The organism is Rhodanobacter hydrolyticus (assembly GCF_044904645.1).
In genome coordinates this window covers 1,086,876-1,110,874 of sequence record NZ_JADIKK010000008.1, presented here as the reverse complement: position 1 = coordinate 1,110,874, position 23,999 = coordinate 1,086,876, and the positions used below count along the sequence as shown (strand labels likewise).

Here is a 23,999-nt window from a genome sequence, read left to right as displayed (position 1 = left end):
ATGTCCACGATTACCTCGGCCAATGCCTCGTTCTCCCTGGGCGTCGCAAGCCTCTTTCCTGTCGCGCAGAAACTGCAGGGATGGTCTGCTGACGACGCCTTTACTGTCGAGGGCGTCAACCTCGCCGAAACCCAGATGGGCGTCGATGGCGTCTTCGTCGGCGGCCTGGTGTTCGAGCAGTACAAGATGGACCTGATGTTTCTCGCATCCTCGTCGTCGCCCCAGTTGTTCTGGTCGTGGTCGCAGTACGAGAAGGCCATCGTGGACAAGGTCTATGCGTTCGGAAGTATCAGTCTTCCGTCGATCGGCATGAAGTTCGTGCTGTCGAATGGCGTGCTGAAGAATCTGCCTCCCATGCCCCCGGCGAAGAAAGTGCTGCAGCCGGTGCGCGCGCAGATCGAATGGGGCACCATCATCTCGGCGCCCATCGCATGAGCCGGCGCGAGCGCATCTATACCGTCACGGACGACAACCGCGACAAGGGGCGGTCCTTCCTACTCAAGGAGATGCCGGCAACGCAGGGCGAGTGGTGGGCCTTCCGTGCCTTCGTGGCATTGGCGCGGGGTGGCGTCGAACTTCCCGAAGACCTCAAGGAAATGGGCATGGCGGGCGTGGCGCGCCTGACTCTCAGCCAGATCGGCAAGATGTCTCCCGCCGATGCGAAGCCGCTGATGGATGAGCTGTACCGCCAGGTGCAGGTTGTCGCTGATCCGAAGAACGGCTTTACCCGCGAGCTGATCGAGGACGACATCGACGAGATCGCCACCCATTTCAAGCTGAAGTGGGAGCTGATCAAGTTGCATGCGGGTTTTTCCGAGGCCGCCAAGCCATCGACTTCGGCATAGGGTCTGGCGGTCACAGCACACGCGACTTGGTCGAATACACCAACGTGCCCAAGACGATCGCGACGGTCGTCTCGTCTCGCCTCGCCTCGCTGCATGAGCTGGATACGGTCTACGGTACCACGGACATGTGGGGCTTTCTGGAGATCATCGCCGTGGACAACCACAACCAATCCGTGATGAACAGGACGAACAGCTGATGGCTACCGTTATCGACGCCCTGATGATCACGCTGGGCTTCGACGTCACTGACTACAAGAAAGGCCAGAAGGAGGTCAGCGACGCGCAGAAGAAAATGCGCGACGACACCACCAAGACGCTGAAGGAGATGTCCGAGGGCAACAAGAAAGTGGTCGAGGGCCTGACGTCTCTCAAGACGGGGCTTCTGGAGGTCATTGGCATTGTCACCGGCGGCATCGGCCTCAAGGACTTCGTGCTGGGCACGATGAATTCTCAGGCCGCGCTTGGCCGCCTCAGCACTAACCTCAACATGAATGCCCGCGACCTCAAGGCGTGGGGCATCGTGGCGGAGGAAATGGGCGGCAAGGCGCAGGATGCCTATGGCTCGCTGATGAGCATCCAGCAAGGTTTGGGCGAGGCGATGGCGAACGGCCACTCTGCCTTCACCGATACCGCGCGACGGATGGGCATCGGCATTACCGACAGCATGATCCGCAATCAGGACTATGCCGGCGTCATGGAAGCGATTGCCACGCGTCTGCAGTCGTTGCCACGGCCGTTGGCGCAATACGACGCGAACCAGCTGGGCGTCGGGAGCATGTTCAACGCCCTGATGGATCCGAACTACCAGCAGAACCTTGCGCAGGCTCAACAGGTCGTCGGCGTCACCAAGCAAAGCACCGAGGCAGCCGAGCGGCTGCAGAAACAATGGGCACTCGTTCAAGCGCGGTTCGAGGGCATTAAGGATAAGGCGTGGGCAGCTGTTGAGCCCATGATCGAGCGATTGGTGAACTGGCTTGATCGCGTCGACTGGGATGGCCTGGCCAAGCAGATCAATGCCGTGGTGAATGCGCTCGGTGGTTGGGGAACGGTGGCGACCGTGGTGGGCTCGGTGCTGGCACTCAAGTTGCTCAGCCCAATGCTGGGTATCGTCGGTGCGCTCACCCGCATGGTGCCGCTGCTGGGCAGTGGCGCAGGCGCGCTGAGTGGATTCGGTGCTGCACTGAGCGGCATCAACCTTGCCGCGCTAGGGAGCGTTCTTGGCGCTGTCGGTCTGCTCTACTCGCCATCGCTCGGCGGCAAGCAGCGCGCCGATGGAAGCTACGAGGATGAGGCGGCGCGTCCCGGCAGCATGCCTACCTTCAGCAATGCGGACCTTTGGAATCGCGTCAAGGGACGGCCATCGAAGTACACGGGTAGCGCCCTACAGGCCGCAACGTTGCTGGCCGGTCGCATGTATGCCGACAAGATGTCACCGGAAGTCTATCGGCAGGCGGCCAGTGACATCCTGCAGAACAAGATTCAGCCGGGCGATTTTCCCGGCGGCGGCACTGCTAGTTCGAGCGCGGGTCTTCCGCGCGGCGTTCGCAATGACAACCCGGGGAACCTCAACTATGTGGGGCAGGATGGCGCGACGCTTGAAGGTCCGGGCGGTCGGTTTGCACGCTTCTCCAGCATGGATGCCGGGATCTCTGCGCTCGCCAATCAGCTGGTGCTCTACATGGCGCGGGGCAAGGACACGATCAGCAGCATCATCGGCACGTACGCACCGAAAGGTGACAAGAACAACACGGCTAAGTACATCAACGATGTGATGCGGTCGATGGGCATTCGCAGTGGCGATCAGCAGTTGACGGTGGCGGACATCCCTAAGCTGATGCGGGCCATCATCGACGAAGAGGGGAATGGCAAATACGTCTCGGATGCCGATATTCAGTCCGGGCTCCGGTATGGCGCGCGGCAGCATGCGATGGCGCGTGCGAATGGCGGAAACTCCAAGAGCGTGCAGAACGACGTGCACATTGGACAGTTGACAGTTACAACGCAGGCCACGGATGCCAAGGGCATGGCGCGTGACCTGCCTGCTCAGCTCCAGAACAACGGCATGATCGCCAGCATTGACACGGGGGCCGAGTGATGCCTTCGCAGGTCTCGGCCATTCTCCTTGCTGGCTCGTCTATTGCCGACGGCATCAGCCTCATTACGGGCGCTTGGGCGACGCAATGGGCTATCTACGCCACTGGCACTTCCAACCCCGCCATTCTGCCGGACAGCTTCGCCGCGATCGATTTCAACGGCGATTCGCGCGTCTGCGATTACCCCGTCGAGCAGGGCGGCTTCGAGTCTTACAACAAGGTGATGGTGCCGGAAGAGTTGCGCATTCGCCTTGTTTGCGGTGGCAAGAACATGGGCCGCGACGATTTCCTCGCCACGCTGCGCATCATGCGCTACAGCACGAACCTGTATGACATCGCTACGCCCGACGACTTCTTGCCGAACATGTCGCTGACACGTTACGACTACGTACGAAGCGCGCAGAACGGGGTGACCATGCTGACTGTGGATGCCGTGTTCAACGAGATCATGGAAGCGGCAAGTCCCACGTATTCAAGCAATACCGGAACAACGCCGGTCATCAACAGCGATAGCCCGAGCGCGGCATCTCCCACGCAAGTCGGATCGGTATCGGTGTCTTTCCCGAATGCGCCATACAGCGGCTCGGGACAAAGCCTGGTCCAGAACGGAGTGGGCGTACAGTGAACTTGGTCAACATTCAGCCCGTCGCCTCGCAGCAGTTCAACTGCATGCTCGGCGGCCAGGTTTGCCAGATTTCGCTCTATCAGAAATCGACGGGCCTGTTCATGGATCTCACGGTGAACAACGTCGTCCTCATGACGTGCGTTGTATGCCTCAACCGGACATTAATGGTTCGACTGAGCTATCTGGGTTTTATCGGCGATCTGGTATTCGTCGACACGCAGGGCGCCGATGCTCCGAGTTACACCGGCCTCGGATCACGCTGGCTGCTGTTCTATCTCGCGCCATCCGATGTCACTGGAGCCATGGCATGAGCTTCATTCGACGCAAGATTGACGTCCAGATCGCGCTCAACGGCGACACCTTCGACGGGTCGAACAACATCATCACGCTCTCCGGTCTGCGCGTGAACGCCGTGATCCACACCTTCATCGGCGGCACGGGCGGATGGGCCAGCGATGCCACGCTGCGCATCAGCGGCATGAAGAACGCGGACATGGCGAAACTCTCCACGCTTGGCTTCATCGCCAACAACTACAACGGCGCATCGGGTCAGATGAACTCGATCAACGTCTTTGCGGGCGACGATCAGGCCGGAATGACGCTTGCCTTCAGTGGGGCGATCACCTCGGGCAACGTCAATTACAACGCGCAACCGGATGTCGGTGTCGACCTGGTTTGCAATGCGCTGACGGGCCTGCAGTTCCAGTCCATTGCGGCAAGCAGCTACAAGGGGTCGATGAGCGTGGCGACCATGCTGCAGGCGATCTGCAATGCCGCCGGCATGTCGTTCGTCAACAACGGCGTCACGGCCATGCTCAGCAACCACGCGGTGGGCGGATCGCCACTGAAACAGATCAAGGACATCTGTCTTGCCGCGGGTATCTTCTACAAGATCGAGAATGGCCCGCAGGCTATGACCCTGACCGTCTGGCCCAGCGGATCGAATGCGGATGACACGATCATCGATGTGGGCCCGGAAACGGGCATGGTGGGCTATCCGCAGTACTCCGTGCGCGGCATCAACATCAGTTGCCTCTATAACCCCAGTATTGCGGTGGGGCGTCAAATCAACGTCACCAGCTCCACGCCGGCACCGGCCGCCAATGCACCGCTGCAGGTGCCGGGGACACTGCCGGGCCAAGGACCGCTCCAGATCTCCGGCGCCAACGGCACCTTCTCCGTTATCGGAGTGACGCACGAGCTCGCCTCAGAGATTCCGAACGGTCCATGGTTCACGCATTCTGAGCTTTCGAGCCTTCCCTACAATGCCCGGTAATTCGTCCACAGGCTTTGTCAGCGGCGCATCGGGCGCGGGGCAGAAGGAGTTGCTGGCGTTCTTCTTCCGGCGCGCGATGGCGGACGTTGCCACGGCAACGCTGGTGAGGGTCATTGCAGTCTATAACGACGGTGGCGACGAACCTGCGGGCCTCGTGGATGTCCAGCCGCTCGTGATGCAGATCGACGGGCAGTTCAATACGACGTCCAGGCCGACGGTCTATGGCGTGCCCTACGGTCGCGTCCAGGGCGGCACGAATGCCGTGATTCTCGATCCCGAAGTCGATGACATTGGGGTCTGCGTGTTTGGAGACCGCGACCTTTCCAGTGCCATCGCCTCGCAGGGCGAAGCGGCGCCCGGAAGCAACCGACGCAACAGCTTGTCGGATGCGCTCTACGTGTGCAGCGTGCTCGGCAAATCGGCGCCCACGCAGTACGTCCAGTTCAACGCGAGCGGCATCACGGTGGTTTCGCCAACGCAGATCACGCTGCAGGCGCCGACCATTGCAATAACCGGCCACCTAACCGTTTCCGAATCGGCCAACGTCACGGGCGAAGTGACGGGCAATGGCATTGAGCTTTCGCAGCACGTCCATACCGGAGTTCAGTCCGGGTCGAGCAACACCGGCAAGCCGACGGGCTAAACAATGACCACCACCTTCATGCTCGACCCTGACACCTGGGATCTGGTCGTCGGGCCGGACGGCAATTACGTCACGCTCACCGGAGCTGCGCAGATCCAGCAGGACGTGTGCTCGGCTATCCGCACCTTTCAGGGTGAATGTTGGTACGACAACACGCAGGGCATGCCGTACTTCGAAAGCATCTTCGGCCAGCCTGTCGCTTCCTCCTTCCTCAAGAAGCAGGTGCAGAACGCCGCGCTGACCGTCCCCACGGTCACAGGCGCAACGCTCACGAATCTCACGATCTCCGGACGAAAGCTGACCGGGACCGTGGTGGTGACGACTTCAACCAGCACGACTCCGATTGAGGTCAACTTCTAATGACGATTCAAACCAGCGTCCCCGCGATTCAGTTCACGGGGACGGGCCTCGTATTGCCTACGGAAGCCCAAATTCTGGCCGGCGTGCAGGCAGACCAGCAGACCGCTAACGGCGGCTCGGTGACCCCGACCCTTACCAGTCCATCGGGTCAAGAGGCGCAGAGCTACACCGCGATCATCGGCGACAAGAACAACGAGATCGCCAGCATCGTCAACAACCTCAACCCGGACAATGCGTCGGGACGTTGGCAGGATGCAATCGGACGCATCTACTTTTTGAATCGCATCGAGGGTGCCGGATCTGTCACTGCGGCCGCGTGCGTGGGCCTCGTGGGGCAGACGGTGCAGGCCGGCGTGCTGGTGCAGGATGCTTCCGGCTACCTGTGGGCGGCAACGCAGGCCTTTACCTTCGACTCCAACGGACAGGCCTCGCCACAGTTCCAATGCCAGACGGATGGCCCGATCACCATCCCGAGTGGCGCGCTCACGATCTACAAGGCCACCACGGGCTGGGACAGCTGCACCTTCAACGGTAGCGGCACGCTCGGCAATCTTGTCGAGTCGCAGTACGACTTCGAATACCGTCGCAAGCAATCGGTCGCGATCAACTCGGTGAACATGGTGGCGTCGATCCGCGCCGCAGTATTCGCCCTTGAAGGAGTGCTCGACGTCTTCGTCGTCGACAACCCGAGCGGCAACACGGTCAACTACGGCGCCACGAACTATCCGCTTGCGCCGCACAGTGTTTTCGTCGGCGTTGTCGGTGGGACTGCGGAAGAGATCGCGCTAGCGATCTGGAACAACAAGTCCGGCGGTTGCAGCTACAACGGCAACACGTCGCAGATCGTCTATGACACGGCAGCTCTGACGCAGCCATATCCGCAGTACACAGTGGAGTGGAACATCCCGACGAATGTTCCGGTTTACTTCACGGTGAGCCTGGCGGCGAATGCAAATCTGCCGGCCAACATCGTTTCACTCGTGCAAGCCGCGGTCGTCGCCTCGTTCAACGGGGAGGATGGCGGATCGCGTGCGCGCCAAGGCTCCCAGCTCTACGCAGGTCGCTATTACGCCAACGTCGCCGCACAGGACAGCAATGTCCAGATCTACGAGATCACCCTTGGCACGACCGCAAGCCCTAGCAGCACGGCATTGCTGCTCGGCATCGATCAGAACCCGACACTCACCGCGGCAAACGTGGCGGTTACGTTGTCATGATCGATTACCAACAGACCATTCTGGCGCAGTACCAAAACAGTCCGATCCTCACGCAGCTCATCGACTTCTTCAATCAGTGGATCGATCCGTGCGATGACGCGGACGGCATCTACGAGCAGATCTGGAACATTCAGACCTGCAATGACTACGGGCTCATGGTGTGGGGGAAGATCGTCAATATCTCCCGCAACATCCAGATCCCATCCGACATTCTCTATTTCGGCTTCCATGAAGCCTATACGGATGATTCGACGGATCCGCAGCCTTTTGGACAGGCTCCGTTCTGGACAGGCAAGCCAGCGACGGAGACTTACCAGCTTTCGACCGAGGCCTATCGCACGCTCATCATGGTGAAGGCGCTGGCCAACATCACCAATTGCACAGTGCCCAGCCTCAACAACCTCCTGCAAGTCCTGTTCGAAGGACAGGGGCGGTGTTACGTCGTCGACACCGGAAGCATGCAAATCCGGTTCGTCTTCGAGTTCGAGCTGACCCCCGTGCAGCTCGCCATTCTCATCAATTCCGGTGCGGTTCCACGTCCGGCAGGGGTCCTCGCATCTGTGATGCAGATCGCCCCCTCTCAGACCTTTGGCTTCAACGAAGCAGGCTTGCAGCCCTTCGGCCAGGGGACCTTCTTTACCTCATCGGGACTTCAAAATGCTCAGTAGCGCGCCCCCGACATCGGTTCCGTTGCCGTTCGCGAATTCCGGAACCAAGAATGCCATTCCTACTGCCTCGCAGATCGGCATCACAGCCGGCGCGGCATCGCTGACGGATGGCTTTCCGCCTCTTACATTCACGCCGATTTCCGCAGGCGGCGTGCCGCCGTTTGGCGCGGACTTCAACGGCATCCTGAACCTGCTGTCGCAGACTGTTCAATGGGTGCAGGCGGGCGGCCAGTTCGGCTACAACTCGACCTTCCAGACTGCAATCAGCGGCTATCCGAAGGGCGCGTTGCTGCTGCGCTCCGATTTGAGCGGCTTCTGGCTCAGCACGGCGGACGGTAATACCACCGATCCCGATACGGGTGGCTCAGGCTGGATTCCCTGCGGCGGATCCAGCCAGATCGCGTCAGTTGCCTTGTCGGGCTCTGCGGTGACTCTGACGGCGCTCCAGGCGGCATCGCCGATCATCATCTTGACCGGAACCCTTACAGCCAACCTCAACGTCGTGTTTCCTGCGTGGGCAGGCGTGGAATGGACGGTCATCAACAGTACCTCCGGCGCGTTCACGGTAACGTGCAAGACGGCCTCAGGCACGGGCGTTGCAGTGGCTCAGAGTGGTGCAGCTTTCCTCTACAGCGACGGCACGAATATCTTGCAGCCATCTGCAATGCAAGTTGGAGCGGCGACGCAGCCGAACCAAGCCGTGCAATTCGGTCAGTTAACCGGCCTGATCGGCTCGATGCGAAACGCTTCAATGAGCGTGACATCTGCCGGGGCTTCCGCGACCTTCGCCGCCGATCAGGTGGTGGTTGGAACAGCGTTGAACGGCTTGGAATACCTGCTCCCAAGCTACAGTCAGACCATCAACCTCGCCACGACCGGCGCCGGCGGCATGGATACAGGATCTGCGCCGGTGTCGGGCTTCGTGGCGCTCTATGCGATCTACAACCCGACCACTGCAACGACCTCGATTCTGGCCACGAACGCGACAAGCGCGGCTGCTCCGACTATTTATGCGGGTGGCCACATGCCGTCCGGCTACACCGCGAGCGCGTTGATTGGCGTATGGCCGACGAATGCCAGCAGTCAGTTCGTGATCGGCTACCAAAATGATAGGTCGCTAAAGTTCGTTGGTGTAACGGCAGTAAATACAACGACGAATGCATCTACTCCGACATCTGTTTCGATCTCGGCCGCAATTCCGAAGAATGCATTGAGCATTAGCGGCAACATTACTGTTGCCAATAATACGGCAAATTCTTCGGTTTCTGCGTCGATCAATTCGGATGTTAATGGATCAAGCAAGGCGCAAACCTTGCAATACATTGTGAGTGCTTCAGGTGCGGCCACCTGTCCATTCGGTGGTATTTCGATAGCCACTCCACAGGCGATCTTTTACACCTTAAACCCAAATACTGGTGTAGGAACGTTGACTCTATCGATTACTGGATATACTTTCTAAGGGAGGATTCGAGATGACACAATTGAATGTGCAGTTCAGCGATTCCACCGAAAGCACCATCATCGCCTATTTTGCTAATGCACAGGATCCGACCCAATATCCAAATCAAAGCGTCATCCAAGCATCCGATATCCGGTGGAAGACGTACTTTGATGAGCAATCCACCTGGATACAGGGGCTGCTCGTCAGCCCCGGAAATAACTAGGATGTTTTCCGCAGCCAAAGGCTTCCACCATGCGGTGGATTGCCTTGCAAGAAGGCGCTGAGCGCCTCGATATGGCATTCGCGAGCAATGGCGCTCCCGTAGATAATGTCCCAGTCTGGATTGCCGGAAAGAAACGCCTGCAGTAGATATTGTTCATTCCAGCTGAAGCCTAGCTCGCATACCCAGCGTTGCGGATACTCGGTGGGCATGAAGATGTCGTGGAAGTGCACATAGACACCGGGCGAGAGGACTGGAAGGATTTCCAGAACCAACCGGTTCACATCGCTGCCAGTCTTCGAGACGTGCGATGAATCGATGAACAGGATATCGCCAGCTACCAGGCTGGTGAAAATGGACTCATCAGCTTCTTGGGCACGGCAATACTGCAGATCGATTCGTCCCGTCAGGTGAGCCTCTTCCAAGAAGGGGCGCGGGTAAGGCTCAACGCAGGTGATCGAAGTCGAGTTAGCCAGAAATCGGCGATTGACGTCCATCATCAGCAGCGTCGAATAGCCCGATCCGACTTCGACGATCTTTCGCGGACGAATCATCTGCAGCAGACAGAAGGTGACGCGCGGATCCTGACGCTCAAACTGCCCGTTGAAGTCATAGAAGTGATCGAGTGCATCATCGGCAGCTCCGCTCGACGGATAGTCGTAGCCGGCGATCAGCTTCGGGAAGACGTCACGCAGCAAGTGCTCATGGCTAGCAGAATTAAGATCAATTCCGCGCACCGTCTTGGCGCCTGTCCAGATGTGGCTCTGATCCCTCGTGGCCTCCTTAGGGTCAACCACTGGCGAATAGAAATGACCGTCTGGAAAGGCTGGGCGCGACATTGATCATCCTTGGAGTGGGGAAGGGCAAGCATACCGCTCACGCCATCACTAGTCTGCGCCTACAGCATCCATTTCGTGGCGTCATGAAGATGATGTTGTCCTAGTCGTCAGGCCTCATCCGATGGCCGTCAGGCGCAGCCGACGCGCACAAGTCAGGCGCGGTCCGATGGCTGGAGCGCTGTCTCGCAGTATGCGGCCCATGCTTCCATCAGCTTCCGCCGCTTCTCCAGCAGCGCGCCGCGGCGGTAGGCTGCCTCCACCTTGTTGCGGATGGTGTGCGCCAGCGCCATCTCGACCACCTCGGCGGGGAAGTCGGTCTTCTCGGCCGCCCAGTCGCGGAACGAGGATCGGAAGCCGTGCACCGTGAATGGCTTGCCCATGCGCTTCTGCAGCAGGTACAGCATAGCGTTCTCGCTTAGCGGGAACGGCGGCTTGTTGCGCGGCAAACCTTTCAGAATCGCCACGGCTTCCGGCACCAGCGGGACGACGTGCTCGGCGCCGCCCTTCATGCGCTCGACTGGGATCGTCCAGAGTCCCGCATCCAGGTCCAGCTCGGCCCACGGCATTCCCGTCACTTCGCCAGTGCGCGCGGCGGTCAGCAGGGTAAAATGCATCGCCTTCGCGGCCAGCGCTCGCCGGGCCAGCAGCTCAGGTATGAACGCAGGAAGATCCGAGTAGGGCATCGCTGCATGGTGCTGTGCGCGCTTCACCTTCGACGGGCGCGGCAGCAGCTTGTCCAGATGCCCGCGCCAGCGCGCCGGGTTCTCTCCTGACCGATACCCCGACACGCGCGCCCAGTCCAGGATGCGCTCGATGCGACCGCGCACGCGGGTGGCGGTCTCGGTCTTGTCCGTCCAGATCGGATGCAGGCACGCCAACACGGCTGGCGTGTCGATGCGGGCGACCTCGGCATCGCGCGCCGGCCCGTAGTCCTTCAGGGACTGCTCCCACTGCTCGGCTTGCGCGTCGTTCTTCCAGCCGTGCCGGTGCGTCTCGATGAAGGCATCCACGCAGGCACCCCACGTCATGCCTGTAACCGCCTGTGCAGCCCTGCGTGCGTCCAGCGGGTCGATGCCCTGAAGAAGGGCTTGCCGGTGACCCAGCGCCGTGTGGCGAGCGTCCTGCAGGCTCACAAGCGCGACCGCACCCAGCCCCATCTCCCGCCGCCGCCCCTTGAACTGGTAGCGCAGCACCCAGGATCGCGTGCCGGCGTCTGTGACCTGCAGGTACAGGCCGCCTCCATCCGCGTGATAACCTGCCTTCGCCGTGGCGACCTGACGTGCCGACAGACGGTTGATCGGACGCCCCATTCCTACCCACCATCCTACCCATGTTTGGTGTGCGGATCGTACAGGAATGATCCGGCAGGGTGTGGATTCAAAACCGCACAACGGCGCGGGTTTGCGGAACATTACGGAACGTCGAGGAAGCCACGAATCGGCCTCTCTCTCCGCCAGATTAGCAACTAAGCTCCTGATTTCAGGAGCTTTTTTGTTGTCCGATGGTTTCGTTCCCAGCGTTGCCCCATACATGCGTACAAGCTGGATTTAGGCGCATGCCCGCAGACTTCAGCGGGGTTTGAGACCATGGACGGCATCGCATCGACATCCGACATGGTCAGCCGGCACCATGGCGCCAGAAGCGAACGGCTGATCGATCGGCACCCAGCTTTGGGCATGGTTGGCGGTGCAGCCCAGGCAGATTCCGGGGTCATTCGAGACAAGCCACCGCTTCACCTTCATGCCTACATCGATGGCGCCGCAAAGGCTGCCGTAGCAATTCGCCAGGCTCTCTTCAGTCACTGCGATGGTCTTGGCTTGACGCTCGCTGTAGCCGAACGCCTGGATGGCAGCTGGAAATGGCTTGTCGGACATGCCCGGAGTCGCCAGCGCGTTGCGGATGAGTAACCGGAGCTCGCGCCGCTGCTCATGGTCGAGTGGCGTGCCATCTGGTGCTACAAGCACCAGAGCCGCGCCGAACTTCGTTGCCCACGCAATCGCGCGGGGATAAGGCGCGCCCCAGGCGATACCGGTCACCAAATCCACTCGAGGTAGCTCCTGAGTGATGGCGATGGTGAGGGCATTGTTGGCCTCAACCCATTCGGGGCGAAACTGGCCGTAGCGTAGCTCGTCAGGGTAGAGACCTTCTGCCGGCACGAATCTCCAACTCATGCCGGCATGATGGCATGCCTACCGCAAGCGATCATCGTTGCTCATGGATCAGCGCCGACCGTTGCGAATGAGTGCCCGTCGCGCCGCTTTGGTGACGGCATCCGGATTACTGGTCAGCATCCGCGTCAGGCTCTTTCCGTCCACGGCGCTGAAGTGGAGGTGTTGCGTGACGCCTGCGTTGCCGGCGGCCGGAGCACCATGCGTTTGCATGCCCGCCGCCCCCTGGCGTACGAAGTTCGCGATGTGCGCCGGGAGGACCATTTCGTTCTTGTGGATCTGCGCGATCTGATCGGCGGGCACGTTGTCCCAACCGCCAGCGGCCGAGGCCATGGAGCCGAATGCCGCAGCTTCTGCAGCCACGGCTGCACCGAAGGCCGGCGCACCCATGTCCACCGGCCACGGTGCGCCGGAGAACGATGCTATTCCTTGGGCGCCAGCAACAGCGGCCGCATCGGCGATCAGCGCCGCCGACTTGGCTTTATCGGTGGCGATGTCCGTAGCCGCTTGTGTGTCGTTGGCTGTGCCCAGGCCAAGGAGCGTTCGAAGGGATGACGCCAACTTCTTCGCCTCACCCTCCAGCCAATTTTCCAACACCCTATCAACCATCGACTCGATGATGCGGCCAGCTGCCTGCTCGGCTTGCTGCGCCATCGTCTGTGTGGTGTGGCCGCTGCGGAAGATGATCTGGTTGAAAGCCTGCGTCACCTCGTTGCTGATCTGCTTGGCGGCGTCGTTCCACGACTGCATGGACTTCTGCGCAGCCTTCTTGTTCGCCTGCGTGACGTCGTCCGTAACCTCGGTCTGCATCGTTGACCAGAGCTTTGCATCGGCATTCAACGCCGCCGTGTTGCCGGCATCGAGAGCTCGCTTCTTGGCGATGTACTCCTGATAGGCAGCCAGCAATTGGGCATCGATGGACTTCTCGGTATCGAGGTATTGCTGTGCGTTTATCGTGCCTTCACTGAATGCACTTTCGTTGGCGCGCTTCTTCTCCTCGGCGCTGTTCTTCGCCTCCGTGACGTTTTCCTGCAACGCAGATAGTTCTTCTTCGTCCGCCTTCTTGGCCTCCTGTGCGCGCTCGTCGTCCACTTCCTTCGTGAGCTGCTGAATCGTGCGGTAGGCCTCGGCGTACTGCAGCGTGCCTTTCTTCAGCGTCGCCAGCTTTTGCGTCCAGAACGCCAGCTCGTACTTCTCGCGGTTCTGGTATGACACCTGATCCGTGGACTCGCTGATCTCCAGCTGTTCTTCCAGCGACTTGTGCAGGTTGACGGCCTTGGCCTTCGTCTCGCCGAACTCTCTCTGCAGCTTCTTGAGGATCGCTTCCCACTGCTCGCCGCCTGCAATCGCGCCGGACGCATCGAAGCTGATGCCCTTGATGGAGTCGGAGTTCGGATCGCTCTTGTGAATGTCCTCGATGCGCTGCTTGGCTTCGGCGATCTTCTCCTGCAGCAGGCTCGTTTCCTTCAGGTGCTGGTTGAGCTTTTCCTGCTCCTGCACCTCCTGGATAAGCTGGGTGTTCTTCTGCGAATTTGCGCCTTGTTGCTTGGCGTCATCCTGCTCGGCCTTCACCTTGTCGCGGAGCGCGATCGCCGCCTTGTGCGTCTCGTCAGCGTACTGCCGCGCGTTCTCGATGGCCTGCTTGGCATCGTCGCCGCCCAGGTTGGCGTTGGCCTTGATGACCTGCTGCAGCTCGTACTGCGCCTCGACGGCCTTGTGCGTCGCCGCCGCCGACTGCTCTTCCAGTGTCGGATCGAAGGCCTTGCGCAGGCCTTGGTCGATGACATTGAAGCCGTTCTTGAAGTCGCTGATCTGCTTCTCGAAGAAGCCCATCTTGTCGTTGAGCTTGTCGAGCCGATCCGAGGTGTTGTCCGCGAACGCCTTGGCGGCAATCTCCGTGGCGCCGAACGTGTCGCCCTCGCGCTGCAGGGTGCTGATCTGCTCGTACAATTCGACCGTGAGGAAGTGGTACTTGTTGTTGAGCGCGACGACAGCCTGCGTGGGGTTGCCGGCCAGCGACTCCACCTCGCGCGCGGCCTGGTCGGCAGATTCTCCGGTGAGCTGCATGGAGTTCGCAGCAGCCTGCGCGGCGTACTGCAGCGACTGGCCGGTGAGCTTGCCGGACTGCGCCAGCTTCTGGACGATGACGTCCGCCTGTGATGTCTGACCGGTGAAGGTGCCGATCTGCATCGCCACGGCATTCAACTGGCCACTCGTCATCCCGACGATGTCGCCCGTGGACAAGATCGCGCGATTGAAGGCGCTCGCCACCTCCTCCGCTTTCAAGAGCTGGTCGCCGAGATAGAGGGCTGCCCCAGCTGTCGCCATGATGGCAACGCCGGTCGGTGAGAACACCTGCTGCAGTAGTCCCGTACGGTTCGCCAGAGTGATCGTGGAGCCTTCCAGGCGCGTGTAGTTTCCGCGCAGCAACTCGCCGATCATCACGCCCAGCTCGCGCGCGGTGCCGCCGCTCAAGGCGAAGGCGGCGGAACTGACCTCGGTAGCCGCTGCAGTGGAGACCTCCGCGGCGTTGAGCGTCTCCAGCGCCGCAGCGTACTCGCTGGCAGAAACCGCGCCGGATGCCATCGCGGCATCGAGTGCTGACTCGGCCTCGGCCATGCCTTCGGACGATCCAAGGTTGCCGGCCATCGCGGTATCGAGCCGCATCATCGCCGCGATCTTCGTCTGCACGGCTTCGTTGAAGGCCGCGGCCTCCTGCGCCACGGTCGCCTGCATGGCCTCCGTGGCTTGCTCGACGCTTTCCGCGCCAGCTTCCATGCCGGCCTGCAACTCGGACGCGTCTGCGGTCAGCAGAACGCGGATTTCGTCAGCTGAGACGGACATCGGGATTCTCCTTGTGTACTTCGATGGGCAGCGGGATGTTTCGGTGGCTTTCACCGAGCACTCGAAGGATCGGTGGTAGTTCGTCGAGCGAGATTGCCTCGTCGAGTTCGAACGCCAACTCTTCAAGCGTGGAGCCGAGGAATTCGTGGCGAATCGAAATGGCGATCACACGAAGCAGGTGCGGCCACTTGTCTCGCTCCAGCACTCGGATGGTTGGCGTGCACTCTCCAAGGGCCTGGACGCTTTCAAGCACCTCGCCGACTTGAGTGGCGGCGAGTGGCTTCACTGCCACGGTTTTGCCGCGCAGCGTGACGCTGGCGTGCGTAGGTTTGTTAGTAGGGGTTTCCATGTGCACCTCGGGATCGCTCAGCAGCGCAGCGTGCGCAGGTCACTTCGGTTTCTGATGGGGCTACGTGAGTGGTTGGGGGCCGCGTGACCCTGATGAACGCCTTGGAGATGAAGGTCACCGCCCCCTGTGCGTGTTGTTTGCGACTTCATCGCCAGGACACTTGCGCACTTGTCCCGCCCGTGGCTGAGCTGGTTACTCGGTGAATTTGCCGCTCATGCATTGCGCCCACAGCGTGCGCCAGTGTTCCGTGGCGGCATCCATGGCCGCGGATTGAACCTTTTCAATGCAGAGGTCGCGCTGCTGAAGGTGGGGCGCCACCAGCGGCAGAAATGCCGTTGTGCGCCGATCACTCAAGGTCTGGGCTTGGGCGAGCAAGCGATCGAGCGCGACGAGCATGGCGCGACTACGCTCAACCTGGATTCGTGCCTGCCGGTACTCTTCGCCGAGTTCTTCAGCGAATGAGGTCAGGTAAGCCAGCGACTCGACCTTGTGCAGTGCGAGTGCCGCGTCGCCTTGCTTGTTGAGCTCCGCGATCTGCCCCTTCACCTTTTGAGCGGCCTTATCTGCAGCCACGGACTGCGCTTGGCTCTCGGCAAGTTGGCGAACCAGTGCCTCGCGTGCCGCATGATCCAGCGCGGGCGCGTCTCCCTTTGCCCCTGCCGCCGCCCACTTGTCCATCGCATCGGCTTCGGCCTTGTCCAAGGCGTCGAGCTGAGAACGGATGTCGCGCTCGGGATCCCCTGCGGCGGATAGCTGGCTCAATACGTCCATTTTCTGTTGCCGCTGGGCTCCAATACCCCGATGAGCCTCCAATGCGTTTAGGACGCGCTGTTGATGAGTGGTATCAGTCATTGGGTGTTCTCCTTGGTGGACAGGTGGTCGATGACGGCAGCTGCGAGGTCGCTGCTTTGAGCTTTGAGTCGGGACATGGCGCGTTCGGTGGTGATCGGATCGTTGACGCGGTAGAGCGGTTGCCAGTGACCGCGAAGGGGTGGCGGCCGGTCTTCTTTGCGAGCCTGTCGGCCCTTTCAGCCTTGGCGAGCCTCTAGTCCTTCTCGCGCTCCACCTTCGCCATCACGGCGGAGAGTTCGAAGGGCGATAGCTTGGCCAGCGCGGTGAGGGCTTCGAGCTTCTTCTGTTGGTCGGACATGGTCAGTGCCTGGTGGATGGGTGGGTCTGGGTATGGGGCGGCGAAGTCGATGCGATGTGCGCCTGCATTTTTTGCGCGTGTCTCAGTACGAAACGGGCGGATGCGAAAGGATTCGGCGAGGCCCCGTGGCGGTCATGGTTTGGTGGTCGATTCGTGACTGATCGCCTTGAGGTAGCGATAAGCGCGGGCCTGAAGTTCGTCGTCGGAGGTTCGGCTGGTCGTACCGGGAGAGATGCCGCCGTGCTTGGCGCGCACCCGCGGGAGGTTCATCGCCACACAGCGCTTACCCTCGTCGGTGGTCGGGCCAGTAGAGAGGCCGCCATGCCACTTGCAGCGACCGCCTCGCAGCGCCGTGGCGCGGCATGGGTGGCCGGACTTCGTGCGGGCGTTGCAGAGGCTCGTGTCGTCGCCGACGTAGTCAGGGCCGATGCCACGCCGCGTTACTTCGCGTTCGCTCATGGTTTCGCCTCACGCAACGCCATCCATCGCACCAGACTCACTCGCGCGCACACCCGCGTGATGTGCACGGCATGGTCCGGTTCGGTCATGTTCTTGGTCAGGCTCTCGGCCAAAGTCACCCGCGCACACGCAGGCACGAAGTGGGCGCCTTGGGCGGTATCGGCCCGGGGCTTTCCGTCGTCGCCGAAGGCGGTTTCCGAGCCTGAACGTCTGGGTAGGCAGATCCCCCACACCCCTATATAGATCTGCCCAGTCCAGTCATCCGACGGTGCGGAGGGAACGGGCAGAAAGCGCCCATGAAGGCGCGTCTTTCTGCCTCGTTCCTTCCCGTAGCAGTAGGCAGATTCATGCCTGCTCAGTCGCCTGCCCAGTTGAAGCGGCGCGGTTGTGCGGTTTGTGCTGGCAGTGGGCAGATTCATTACATCGCCCCGTTTGCCCAGTTGGCAGCGCGGTAGATCGTCGTGTCGCTCCGTGTGTGCGGGAGTCGTTCGGTGCTCGTGGTCAGCAGCCCTTGTTCGACCGCGTTTTGCAGGTAGGGGAGGGCCCATTCCTTGGTGCGACTGCATGCTGCCGATACAGCCTTCGCGCTGGCCGGCGTGCCGGCGTCCTGCAGCCTCCTGACGGCTTCCACGACGTTCTGGACCTTGGCCGCCACCTCCGTAGCCTTGGCGTCCGCGCGGGCGTCTGCGCGCTTCCCGTCGATCATGGCGCGCACCTTGCGCCAGCTTGCGCCGATAAGGTGCTGCGGCGCTCCGATGGGTTTGAGCGCGGGGCCATGCTTGGGGGTGGACTCCCAGGCGAAGGCGATCGGCCGCGGTGGCAACGACTTGGAGCTGTCCAGGCAGATCAGCATCGACAAGCGCCGGCGTTCGAGGGGCGCCCACATCTTGCGTAACACGGTGCGGGCATCACTGTCGGGGAAAGGATCGTCCTCGCTGCCCAGGTTCACGAGCATGAGGCACTGGCGTGCGTTGGCGGTCAGCGCCGTGCCGCCGCGGATGTCGGCGGTGGTGGGGTTGAGCGTGGCGAGGTTGCTGGCGCCGGCCTGGCTGGTGTGGTGCACCAGCACCACCGCGATGCCGAGCGCCTTGGCGATGTCCTTGAGTGCCGAGACCAGCACCTTGAGTCCCGTGTTGTCTTCCTCGGCGTCCGACAGCGTGCTGGCCGTCTCGAAGATCAGTAGCCCGGGCGCGACCTCGTCGTCCATGCGCGGGGCAAGGGCGTTGATGATCGCGGCGACGGCTTGGGACTTTTCAGGGCGGCGCGTGAGTGCGCTCACGCGCACCAGCTCGCGCCATTCGCGGATGCCTGAATCTTCGAGGTCCGGCACGAGGATGCGCTTCCACCATTCGATGCTGTTCGTGGTGTCGCCGAGCATCCACTTCAATGCACCCAGCTTGCGGGCGTACTGGGCGCGGTCATCCTCGGCGCTGTAGATGACCGCGGTGCGCTTCGGCATCGGGTCGAGGCCGGCCAGAGTCTCGCCGCGGACGTAGGCGGCGGCGATGGCCACCAGGCTGTAGGTCTTACCCTCGCGGCCCGGGGAGGCGACCACGCTCACTTCACTGATCGGGAAGAGCCCAGCCTCGCCGCCCATGAAGGCGTGCGGGTGGGGCCTGCCGGAGGCCTCCAGTTCCTCGGCGGAGTACGTGGTCAGAGCGAGTGCCAGCGCAGCACTCAGCGGGCGCTTGGCCGCTTCGCCGTCGTCGGGCTCGGTGGGGGCAGGCATGGGCAGGTGGCGCACGTTGCCTGGGTCGCCGCCCATCATGCTGTCGGCGTAGGCTTCGAAGTCCTCGGAATCAGCGTGCACCGAGCACCTCCTTCGCGTCGAATACACGCAAGGCGGCGACACGGACGCGGGTCAGGTCGTTCGGGCTCAGCGGGTGGCCGTCGCTGAGCTGGTCGGCCGCCAGCAGCAGGACGGTGGACTCGGTGGCCAGGACATTCAGCGCAGCACGGCAGCGTGGAATCATGGCGGTCTGGCGGAATTCGCGGCGCTGCTGTGGCGTGAGCGAGCGCGTGTCGGTACGCGGAAAGAGGTCGCCGACCTTCAAGCCCACCGCGGCGCATACGTCAGCGACCTCGCAGCCGCCGTGGCAGTGCACCAGCAGAACGCCATCCTCGCGCTCCGTGATCGAGAGGCTGGGCGAGCGGTCCTGATGCGCCGGGCAGCGCGCGATCCAGCCTCTGCCAGCCTTGCGCACGCCATCCAGGCGAGGCAGCAGAAGGTCTGCCGGGTTGATGGGGACGAAGCTGCGGGCGGCGCTCATGCGCGCCCCCTGAGCCCAATCAGGTCGCGGACCGCTTCTTTGAACGGCAGTTCGGTGCAGGCCATGTGGAAGGCCACCATGTCGCCATGGTTGCCACAGGTGTCGCAGCGATAGGCGCCCTTGGTGCCGACCAGCTTCACGCTCAGCGACGCGCCGTGGTCATCGTGGAACGGACACGGTGCAGGTGCCCAACCATTCGCGTCGGCCTGGTCGAGATTGCCAAGGTGCTGCGCGTAGTAGATGGCTGGAGCAGGCAGACGACCGTGCCAGTCCTTCGGCAGGTAGGCGCTGGACGAGCGGCTCATCACGCGGCCGCCTTCTCGCCGCGGGAGGCGGCGATGCGGTCGGCGCACCACTGCGCGACCTCGCCCTCAATCCACGCGGACGCCTTCTCGCTCAGCTTGATCGGTGCCGGGAACTGCTTGGCCTGCGCCAGGCGGTAAATCTGCGTGCGCGACAGGCCGGTGGTTGAGCAGACCTCCGGCAGGCGCAGGAAGCGCGCGGGCTTGATCTCGGTGGGGATGGGGTGCGTAGTGGACGGCTTGGGCTGCATGGGGCATCACCTCAATGGACGAGGTGATGGTGCTAGCCGTCACTTCCGCTTACTTGGACGATTCGTGGTTGAGTTTTCCGAGCCTTTGTCCAACTTCTTCTGATCGTTGTAGTAGGCGCGAATGGCGCGCTCTGGGTCGGCGGTGGTCGCGCCGGCAGCCTCGTAGCAAATGCCGACGATCTTGCGGAAGGGACTCGTGATCGACACGCTCGGCGGAATGAGCTCCTTTGGCTGGCGTGGTGTTGGCGCAAAGTTGAAGCTCAAGGCGGAGTGAATGTGACCAATCGGGCGTGTCTGTATCCGCGCCCTAGTGGCTTTGGTGGGCATATCCTCGCGCGCCTTCGCGGCGATCTTCTCAACCTCGTGAACCTTATCGAGTAGGCGCTTGGCCTCCTCAATGCACTCGTCGTAATCGTTGTAAAAGCCCACCTTATGGGGATCTGGGCGGCACCGATCAGGGTAGAGCGAGAAAATCGCATCACGAAGTCGTTCTTTCGCTTCAGTGCGCGCATCGTTGCTCTCGGGAGCCTTCAGAAGGGATTCCAAGGCTTTTGCCGTTTCCTTCGCCTTCTTGGCGAGGTCATCAAGTGGCGCTCGCACATCAGCCAGCTTCGGTGCCGGTATCGCAGGCGTTGTGCTGGCAGCGATGACACGCAGAGAAATGCGCAAACGATCAATCTGTGCCGTAGTGCACCCAAGATCCTTCAGACTGCGCATCTGCTCGTCACTGAAGTTGCGTGCGAAACGCTCATGTCGCTCGGTTCGCGAAAGTCGTGGGTGCCATACATCCTCTGTTGCTGGTGGTTGGGGTGCTGCATGCTCGTCCACGCGCCTACCTCCATGCCCTTCAAGAGAGAGCTTCGTCAATCAGGCGTTGCGCATATTCTTTGCCAAGTTCCAGCGCGTGTTCGCAGGCGGCGAGCACGCCTAGGTGATACTCACGCGCGGTTTCACGATGTATCAGCTCATCGCCACGGCGGATGGTGTACTCACCCTGCCATCCTTGCTGTGCGTTCCTGCAAGAAGCCAAGCTGCTGACTTCGTACTGTCCTACTGTGGCAATTCCCATGCGGATTCCCCTCTGAAAAGGCCGCACCAGCAGGCGAACTGGCGCGGCATGGCAGGTGTTTCAGTCGAAGCTTTTCGTCACCATGCAATAGGCGTTGGGGAAATCTCGCCTGTACCGTTTCAGCAGCTTCCTAGCCTGGAAGCGTGTCATGGGCGCGGCAGGGTTCAACGGGTAACCGATAAACACCGTCCCGTCGGTTAGCTGTACATCTACCACGGCCTCGTATCGCGCCCGGTGCAAGGTTGCATTTTCGACACTGCGCCGATAGGGGCGCGGTTTGGCACAACGAGGTCGGCAACGCATCTCGCTGGGAATGGTCATCCGGGGCGGAGGAAGCTTGTGCGCCTTTCTGCTGATGGGGTGGTCGCTCATGACTGGGCCTCCATGCGTGCGTTAGCCGCCTCCTGCCTGGCCTTGCGCCGATACAAGCGACATTCGCCGAGCAGGTCAGAGAGCAACCAGTGGATGTTGTCCTGAATGTCGTCGCCGAGTCCTCGGAAAGCCTTCCCCTCTTCGCCATACATCATCTGGGACAAAGCCTCAGCTTGGGCCAGCTTGCGGTCGGCCACATCCACGGCGTTCTCGCATTCGGTGCTGCGGTAATAGTCGCCAAGGAGTGGTGCGGGCCTTTCGACGGCTGTGTCTGCGCGGGCGTTCATGCGTGCGCCCCCTTGGCTTCTTTGTGCGCATGTACGCGACGCACGCCATACCACTGCGCGACGAATTGACAGAACTCCTCGGAGTACCGCGCAGCGTGGCGAACCATCGCGCGCTTGTATGCGTTCTCGCGGACAGACTTGCGCTTGCTATTCAGCGCGCTAATGCAATCGCGGCACAGCGCCCAAGTGAACCCGCCGGCCGCGTTCTCGCGGTGGTTGAAGAACAGTTGTTGACCCTCGAACTCGTTACTGCAGTGATCGCAGAAACGATGCCAGCGGGGGTAGATGGATCGAAGCGGTACAATCGTAGTTGCCATGATCGTTCTCCTATCGAACGGTTGTGGAAGGCTCCCGGCGTGTTGTCGCACGCCGTGAGCCGCTTATCAGGCTTTCGCCCGATTCTTCTTCGCTGCGCTGTGCAGCGTGACGACGTTGTCGCCCTTCGTGGTCGTGCCGCAGTAGGCGGCCCAGTCCTTCATCAGTCGCGTGCGCCGCTGCAGCATGTCGCCGCGCTGGTAGGCCGCCTCGGCGGCATCCTTGAGGCGGTGAGCCATCGCCTGCTCGATCACCTCGCGCGGGTGGTTGGTGGTCTCGGCGCCCCAATCGCGGAACGTGGAGCGGAAGCCATGCGCGGTCAGGCCGGGGCGCAGCTCCTTCAGCAGCTTCATGGCGGCCTCGGTGGTGATGGGCTTGTTGCGCACGCCGGGGAACACGTTGTCGTTGACGTGCACCAGGCCGCGCAGGAGCTTCACGGCGGCCGGCGCGAGGGGAATCCGATGCTCCTTGCCGGCCTTCATCCGCGCGCCCGGGATCGTCCACACAGCGCCGTCCAGGTCGATCTCTGGCCACTGCGCCCCGGCGGCCTCGCCCGGTCGGGTGTTGGTGAGTATCTGCAGTTCCAGGACGCGCGCAGCGAGCCCGTCACGCTGGCGCAGTTCGACCATGAACGCCCCCATGTCGGCGTAGGGCAGGGCTGCGCGGTGCTGCACCTTCTGCACCTTGTTGCGCGCCGGCAGCAGCTGGTCCAGGTGGTTGCGCCAGCGCGCCGGGTTGTCGCCGGCGCGGAGCCCGCGGACGGTCGCCCAGGCCAGCACGCTTTCCATGCGCCCACGCAGGCGGCTCGCGGTCTCGGTCTTGTCCGTCCAGATCCCGTCCAGGCACTTCATCACCAGCGCGGTGTCGATCTGGTCGACCGGCAACTTCCACACCGACTCGCAGTAGGTGCGCAGGGTGCTGTCCCACTGTGCGGCGTGCTTCGGGTTCTTCCAGCCGCTGCGCTGCGCTTCGATGTAGAGCTCGCAGCACCTGCCGAATGGTAGGCGACGCTCCTGCTTCAGGCGCGCATCGGTCTTCTTCGTCTGCTTCTCTTCCATCGGGTCTTTGCCGTCGCGAAGCATGCGCCGGAGCTCAGCAGCCCTTTCGCGCGCCTCAGCGAGGCTCACGTCCCAAGCCGGACCCAGCCCCATGTCGCGCAGCTTGCCGGTGATGCGATCGCGGTAGCGGAAGATCCACGACTTCCGGTACTCGGTGCCGCTGGCGTCTGGCTTGACCAGCAGGTACAGGAGGCCGCCATCGGCGTGCATGCCGGGCTTGGCGGTCTTCACGCCCGTCGCCGTCAGTCGGTTCACGTGCAGTGCCATGGAAACTCTCCGCCAAACTCGAACGCCCCTGTCTGTGCCCCATACATTGCGCCGGGATGTTGTGGGATGTCAAGGGATGGTATGGGGCAGGAGATAAGTGCCATTTTGAAGCGGTTTACTCGGCTTAGTGACGAGTAGGGACGACATGGGATTCAGTGGGAAGTTTGACGGACAGTCTCTCTCTCCGCCAGTATTGCGAAGCCCCTGTTTTACAGGGGTTTTTGCTTTTTCGAGGTTGGATTTTGTCGCTCCGCAGTGAGCTGATATGCGTACCCAAGTTATCTCCGGTTGGCACCCTTAGGCATCTGGCACTTTCGACAGAGATTTGTCTTCGCATCAAGAACGTGAGACAGGCAGGCGTGAAGTGACTCGCAGCCTTCGCCCACTGGAATTGCTGACGGCGCATCAGCATGCGTTAGACCTAGCCCGGGTTGACCTCGATGCTTCGATCAGCGCCGCCCCGTTGCGTTCTGCTTTCAATGACAAGGCCCTGAGGACCCAGGGAGTCCGCTACGCCTCTCGGCTTCCTGGCTGCACCTGGGCACCGGTCGTCATGCATTCCCGGACCAAGCCAGCGGAGGATCTTGGCTAGAACTTCCGCCAGAACTTGG

30 protein-coding genes are annotated in these 23,999 nt (G+C 61.7%); 13 read left to right on the top strand and 17 right to left on the bottom strand.

Annotated elements, in window-relative coordinates:
* Genes ISP25_RS07480 through ISP25_RS07420 form a run of 13 tightly spaced genes read left to right on the top strand, consistent with a single transcriptional unit; the run spans window position 1 to window position 9,391 of the window.
* Window positions 1-435, top strand: a complete 435-nt coding sequence (locus ISP25_RS07480; RefSeq protein WP_404612878.1) for a phage tail fiber protein — start codon at window positions 1-3, stop codon at window positions 433-435.
* The gene (locus tag ISP25_RS07475; protein ID WP_404612876.1) at window positions 432-845 is read left to right on the top strand and encodes a hypothetical protein; all 414 of its coding nucleotides are present in this window, start codon (window positions 432-434) and stop codon (window positions 843-845) included. Before ISP25_RS07480 ends, ISP25_RS07475 begins: the two co-directional genes overlap by 4 nt.
* A 44-nt stretch (window positions 846-889) precedes the next feature.
* On the top strand, window positions 890-1,042 hold the full coding sequence (locus ISP25_RS07470; protein WP_404612874.1) for a hypothetical protein: 153 nt from the start codon (window positions 890-892) through the stop codon (window positions 1,040-1,042).
* Entirely contained in the window at window positions 1,042-2,940 is a 1,899-nt protein-coding gene (locus ISP25_RS07465; RefSeq protein ID WP_404612872.1) for a hypothetical protein, read from the top strand. The genes ISP25_RS07470 and ISP25_RS07465 overlap by 1 nt, the downstream gene beginning before the upstream one ends.
* Window positions 2,940-3,563 carry a phage baseplate protein gene (locus ISP25_RS07460; RefSeq protein WP_404612870.1) on the top strand — a complete coding sequence of 208 codons (624 nt, stop codon included), beginning with the start codon at window positions 2,940-2,942 and terminating at the stop codon, window positions 3,561-3,563. The genes ISP25_RS07465 and ISP25_RS07460 overlap by 1 nt, the downstream gene beginning before the upstream one ends.
* Entirely contained in the window at window positions 3,560-3,874 is a 315-nt protein-coding gene (locus ISP25_RS07455) for a phage baseplate plug family protein (protein WP_404612868.1), read from the top strand. The genes ISP25_RS07460 and ISP25_RS07455 overlap by 4 nt, the downstream gene beginning before the upstream one ends.
* The gene (locus tag ISP25_RS07450; protein ID WP_404612866.1) at window positions 3,871-4,839 is read left to right on the top strand and encodes a baseplate hub protein; all 969 of its coding nucleotides are present in this window, start codon (window positions 3,871-3,873) and stop codon (window positions 4,837-4,839) included. The genes ISP25_RS07455 and ISP25_RS07450 overlap by 4 nt, the downstream gene beginning before the upstream one ends.
* The gene (locus tag ISP25_RS07445; RefSeq protein ID WP_404612864.1) at window positions 4,829-5,482 is read left to right on the top strand and encodes a hypothetical protein; all 654 of its coding nucleotides are present in this window, start codon (window positions 4,829-4,831) and stop codon (window positions 5,480-5,482) included. The genes ISP25_RS07450 and ISP25_RS07445 overlap by 11 nt, the downstream gene beginning before the upstream one ends.
* Window positions 5,483-5,485: 3 nt before the next feature.
* Window positions 5,486-5,842: a hypothetical protein gene (locus tag ISP25_RS07440; RefSeq protein ID WP_404612862.1), complete on the top strand. Its 357-nt coding sequence runs from the start codon at window positions 5,486-5,488 to the stop codon at window positions 5,840-5,842.
* On the top strand, window positions 5,842-7,059 hold the full coding sequence (locus tag ISP25_RS07435; RefSeq protein ID WP_404612860.1) for a hypothetical protein: 1,218 nt from the start codon (window positions 5,842-5,844) through the stop codon (window positions 7,057-7,059). Before ISP25_RS07440 ends, ISP25_RS07435 begins: the two co-directional genes overlap by 1 nt.
* Window positions 7,056-7,727 (top strand): DUF2612 domain-containing protein, encoded by a 672-nt coding sequence (locus ISP25_RS07430; protein ID WP_404612858.1) that lies wholly within the window; start codon window positions 7,056-7,058, stop codon window positions 7,725-7,727. The genes ISP25_RS07435 and ISP25_RS07430 overlap by 4 nt, the downstream gene beginning before the upstream one ends.
* Window positions 7,717-9,186, top strand: coding sequence for a hypothetical protein (locus tag ISP25_RS07425; RefSeq protein ID WP_404612856.1), 1,470 nt, complete (start codon window positions 7,717-7,719; stop codon window positions 9,184-9,186). The genes ISP25_RS07430 and ISP25_RS07425 overlap by 11 nt, the downstream gene beginning before the upstream one ends.
* Before the next feature lie 13 nt (window positions 9,187-9,199).
* Window positions 9,200-9,391: a hypothetical protein gene (locus ISP25_RS07420; RefSeq protein ID WP_404612854.1), complete on the top strand. Its 192-nt coding sequence runs from the start codon at window positions 9,200-9,202 to the stop codon at window positions 9,389-9,391.
* Here the strand turns inward: ISP25_RS07420 and ISP25_RS07415 are convergent.
* From ISP25_RS07415 to ISP25_RS07335, 17 genes are all read right to left on the bottom strand, one after another.
* Entirely contained in the window at window positions 9,388-10,227 is an 840-nt protein-coding gene (locus ISP25_RS07415) for a class I SAM-dependent methyltransferase (protein ID WP_404612852.1), read from the bottom strand. The genes ISP25_RS07420 and ISP25_RS07415 overlap by 4 nt on opposite strands.
* 152 nt (window positions 10,228-10,379) lie before the next feature.
* A complete protein-coding gene (locus tag ISP25_RS07410; RefSeq protein WP_404612850.1) occupies window positions 10,380-11,537 on the bottom strand; it encodes a tyrosine-type recombinase/integrase in 1,158 nt (385 codons plus the stop codon).
* A 258-nt stretch (window positions 11,538-11,795) separates the two neighbouring features.
* On the bottom strand, window positions 11,796-12,383 hold the full coding sequence (locus ISP25_RS07405) for a structural protein (RefSeq protein ID WP_404612848.1): 588 nt from the start codon (window positions 12,381-12,383) through the stop codon (window positions 11,796-11,798).
* Window positions 12,384-12,446: 63 nt separating this feature from the next.
* The gene (locus tag ISP25_RS07400) at window positions 12,447-15,239 is read right to left on the bottom strand and encodes a phage tail length tape measure family protein (protein WP_404612846.1); all 2,793 of its coding nucleotides are present in this window, start codon (window positions 15,237-15,239) and stop codon (window positions 12,447-12,449) included.
* The gene (locus tag ISP25_RS07395; RefSeq protein ID WP_404612844.1) at window positions 15,223-15,588 is read right to left on the bottom strand and encodes a hypothetical protein; all 366 of its coding nucleotides are present in this window, start codon (window positions 15,586-15,588) and stop codon (window positions 15,223-15,225) included. The genes ISP25_RS07400 and ISP25_RS07395 overlap by 17 nt, the downstream gene beginning before the upstream one ends.
* A 192-nt stretch (window positions 15,589-15,780) precedes the next feature.
* Window positions 15,781-16,440 carry a hypothetical protein gene (locus ISP25_RS07390; RefSeq protein WP_404612842.1) on the bottom strand — a complete coding sequence of 220 codons (660 nt, stop codon included), beginning with the start codon at window positions 16,438-16,440 and terminating at the stop codon, window positions 15,781-15,783.
* A gap of 430 nt (window positions 16,441-16,870) precedes the next feature.
* Window positions 16,871-17,197: an HGGxSTG domain-containing protein gene (locus ISP25_RS07385; protein ID WP_404612840.1), complete on the bottom strand. Its 327-nt coding sequence runs from the start codon at window positions 17,195-17,197 to the stop codon at window positions 16,871-16,873.
* Window positions 17,198-17,615: 418 nt separating this feature from the next.
* Window positions 17,616-18,965, bottom strand: a complete 1,350-nt coding sequence (locus tag ISP25_RS07380; protein ID WP_404612838.1) for an AAA family ATPase — start codon at window positions 18,963-18,965, stop codon at window positions 17,616-17,618.
* A gap of 31 nt (window positions 18,966-18,996) precedes the next feature.
* Window positions 18,997-19,467, bottom strand: coding sequence for a hypothetical protein (locus tag ISP25_RS07375; protein WP_404612836.1), 471 nt, complete (start codon window positions 19,465-19,467; stop codon window positions 18,997-18,999).
* On the bottom strand, window positions 19,464-19,772 hold the full coding sequence (locus ISP25_RS07370) for a CHC2 zinc finger domain-containing protein (protein ID WP_404612834.1): 309 nt from the start codon (window positions 19,770-19,772) through the stop codon (window positions 19,464-19,466). Before ISP25_RS07370 ends, ISP25_RS07375 begins: the two co-directional genes overlap by 4 nt.
* A complete protein-coding gene (locus tag ISP25_RS07365; protein WP_404612832.1) occupies window positions 19,772-20,020 on the bottom strand; it encodes a helix-turn-helix transcriptional regulator in 249 nt (82 codons plus the stop codon). Before ISP25_RS07365 ends, ISP25_RS07370 begins: the two co-directional genes overlap by 1 nt.
* 39 nt (window positions 20,021-20,059) lie before the next feature.
* Window positions 20,060-20,848, bottom strand: a complete 789-nt coding sequence (locus ISP25_RS07360; RefSeq protein ID WP_404612830.1) for a hypothetical protein — start codon at window positions 20,846-20,848, stop codon at window positions 20,060-20,062.
* Window positions 20,849-20,867: 19 nt separating this feature from the next.
* Window positions 20,868-21,089 (bottom strand): hypothetical protein, encoded by a 222-nt coding sequence (locus ISP25_RS07355; RefSeq protein ID WP_404612828.1) that lies wholly within the window; start codon window positions 21,087-21,089, stop codon window positions 20,868-20,870.
* Between the two features lie 60 nt (window positions 21,090-21,149).
* A complete protein-coding gene (locus tag ISP25_RS07350; RefSeq protein WP_404612826.1) occupies window positions 21,150-21,461 on the bottom strand; it encodes a hypothetical protein in 312 nt (103 codons plus the stop codon).
* A complete protein-coding gene (locus ISP25_RS07345) occupies window positions 21,458-21,748 on the bottom strand; it encodes a hypothetical protein (protein ID WP_404612824.1) in 291 nt (96 codons plus the stop codon). Before ISP25_RS07345 ends, ISP25_RS07350 begins: the two co-directional genes overlap by 4 nt.
* A complete protein-coding gene (locus ISP25_RS07340) occupies window positions 21,745-22,065 on the bottom strand; it encodes a hypothetical protein (protein WP_404612822.1) in 321 nt (106 codons plus the stop codon). The genes ISP25_RS07345 and ISP25_RS07340 overlap by 4 nt, the downstream gene beginning before the upstream one ends.
* A gap of 66 nt (window positions 22,066-22,131) precedes the next feature.
* A complete protein-coding gene (locus ISP25_RS07335; RefSeq protein WP_404612820.1) occupies window positions 22,132-23,388 on the bottom strand; it encodes a tyrosine-type recombinase/integrase in 1,257 nt (418 codons plus the stop codon).
* Window positions 23,389-23,999 lie beyond the last annotated feature (611 nt).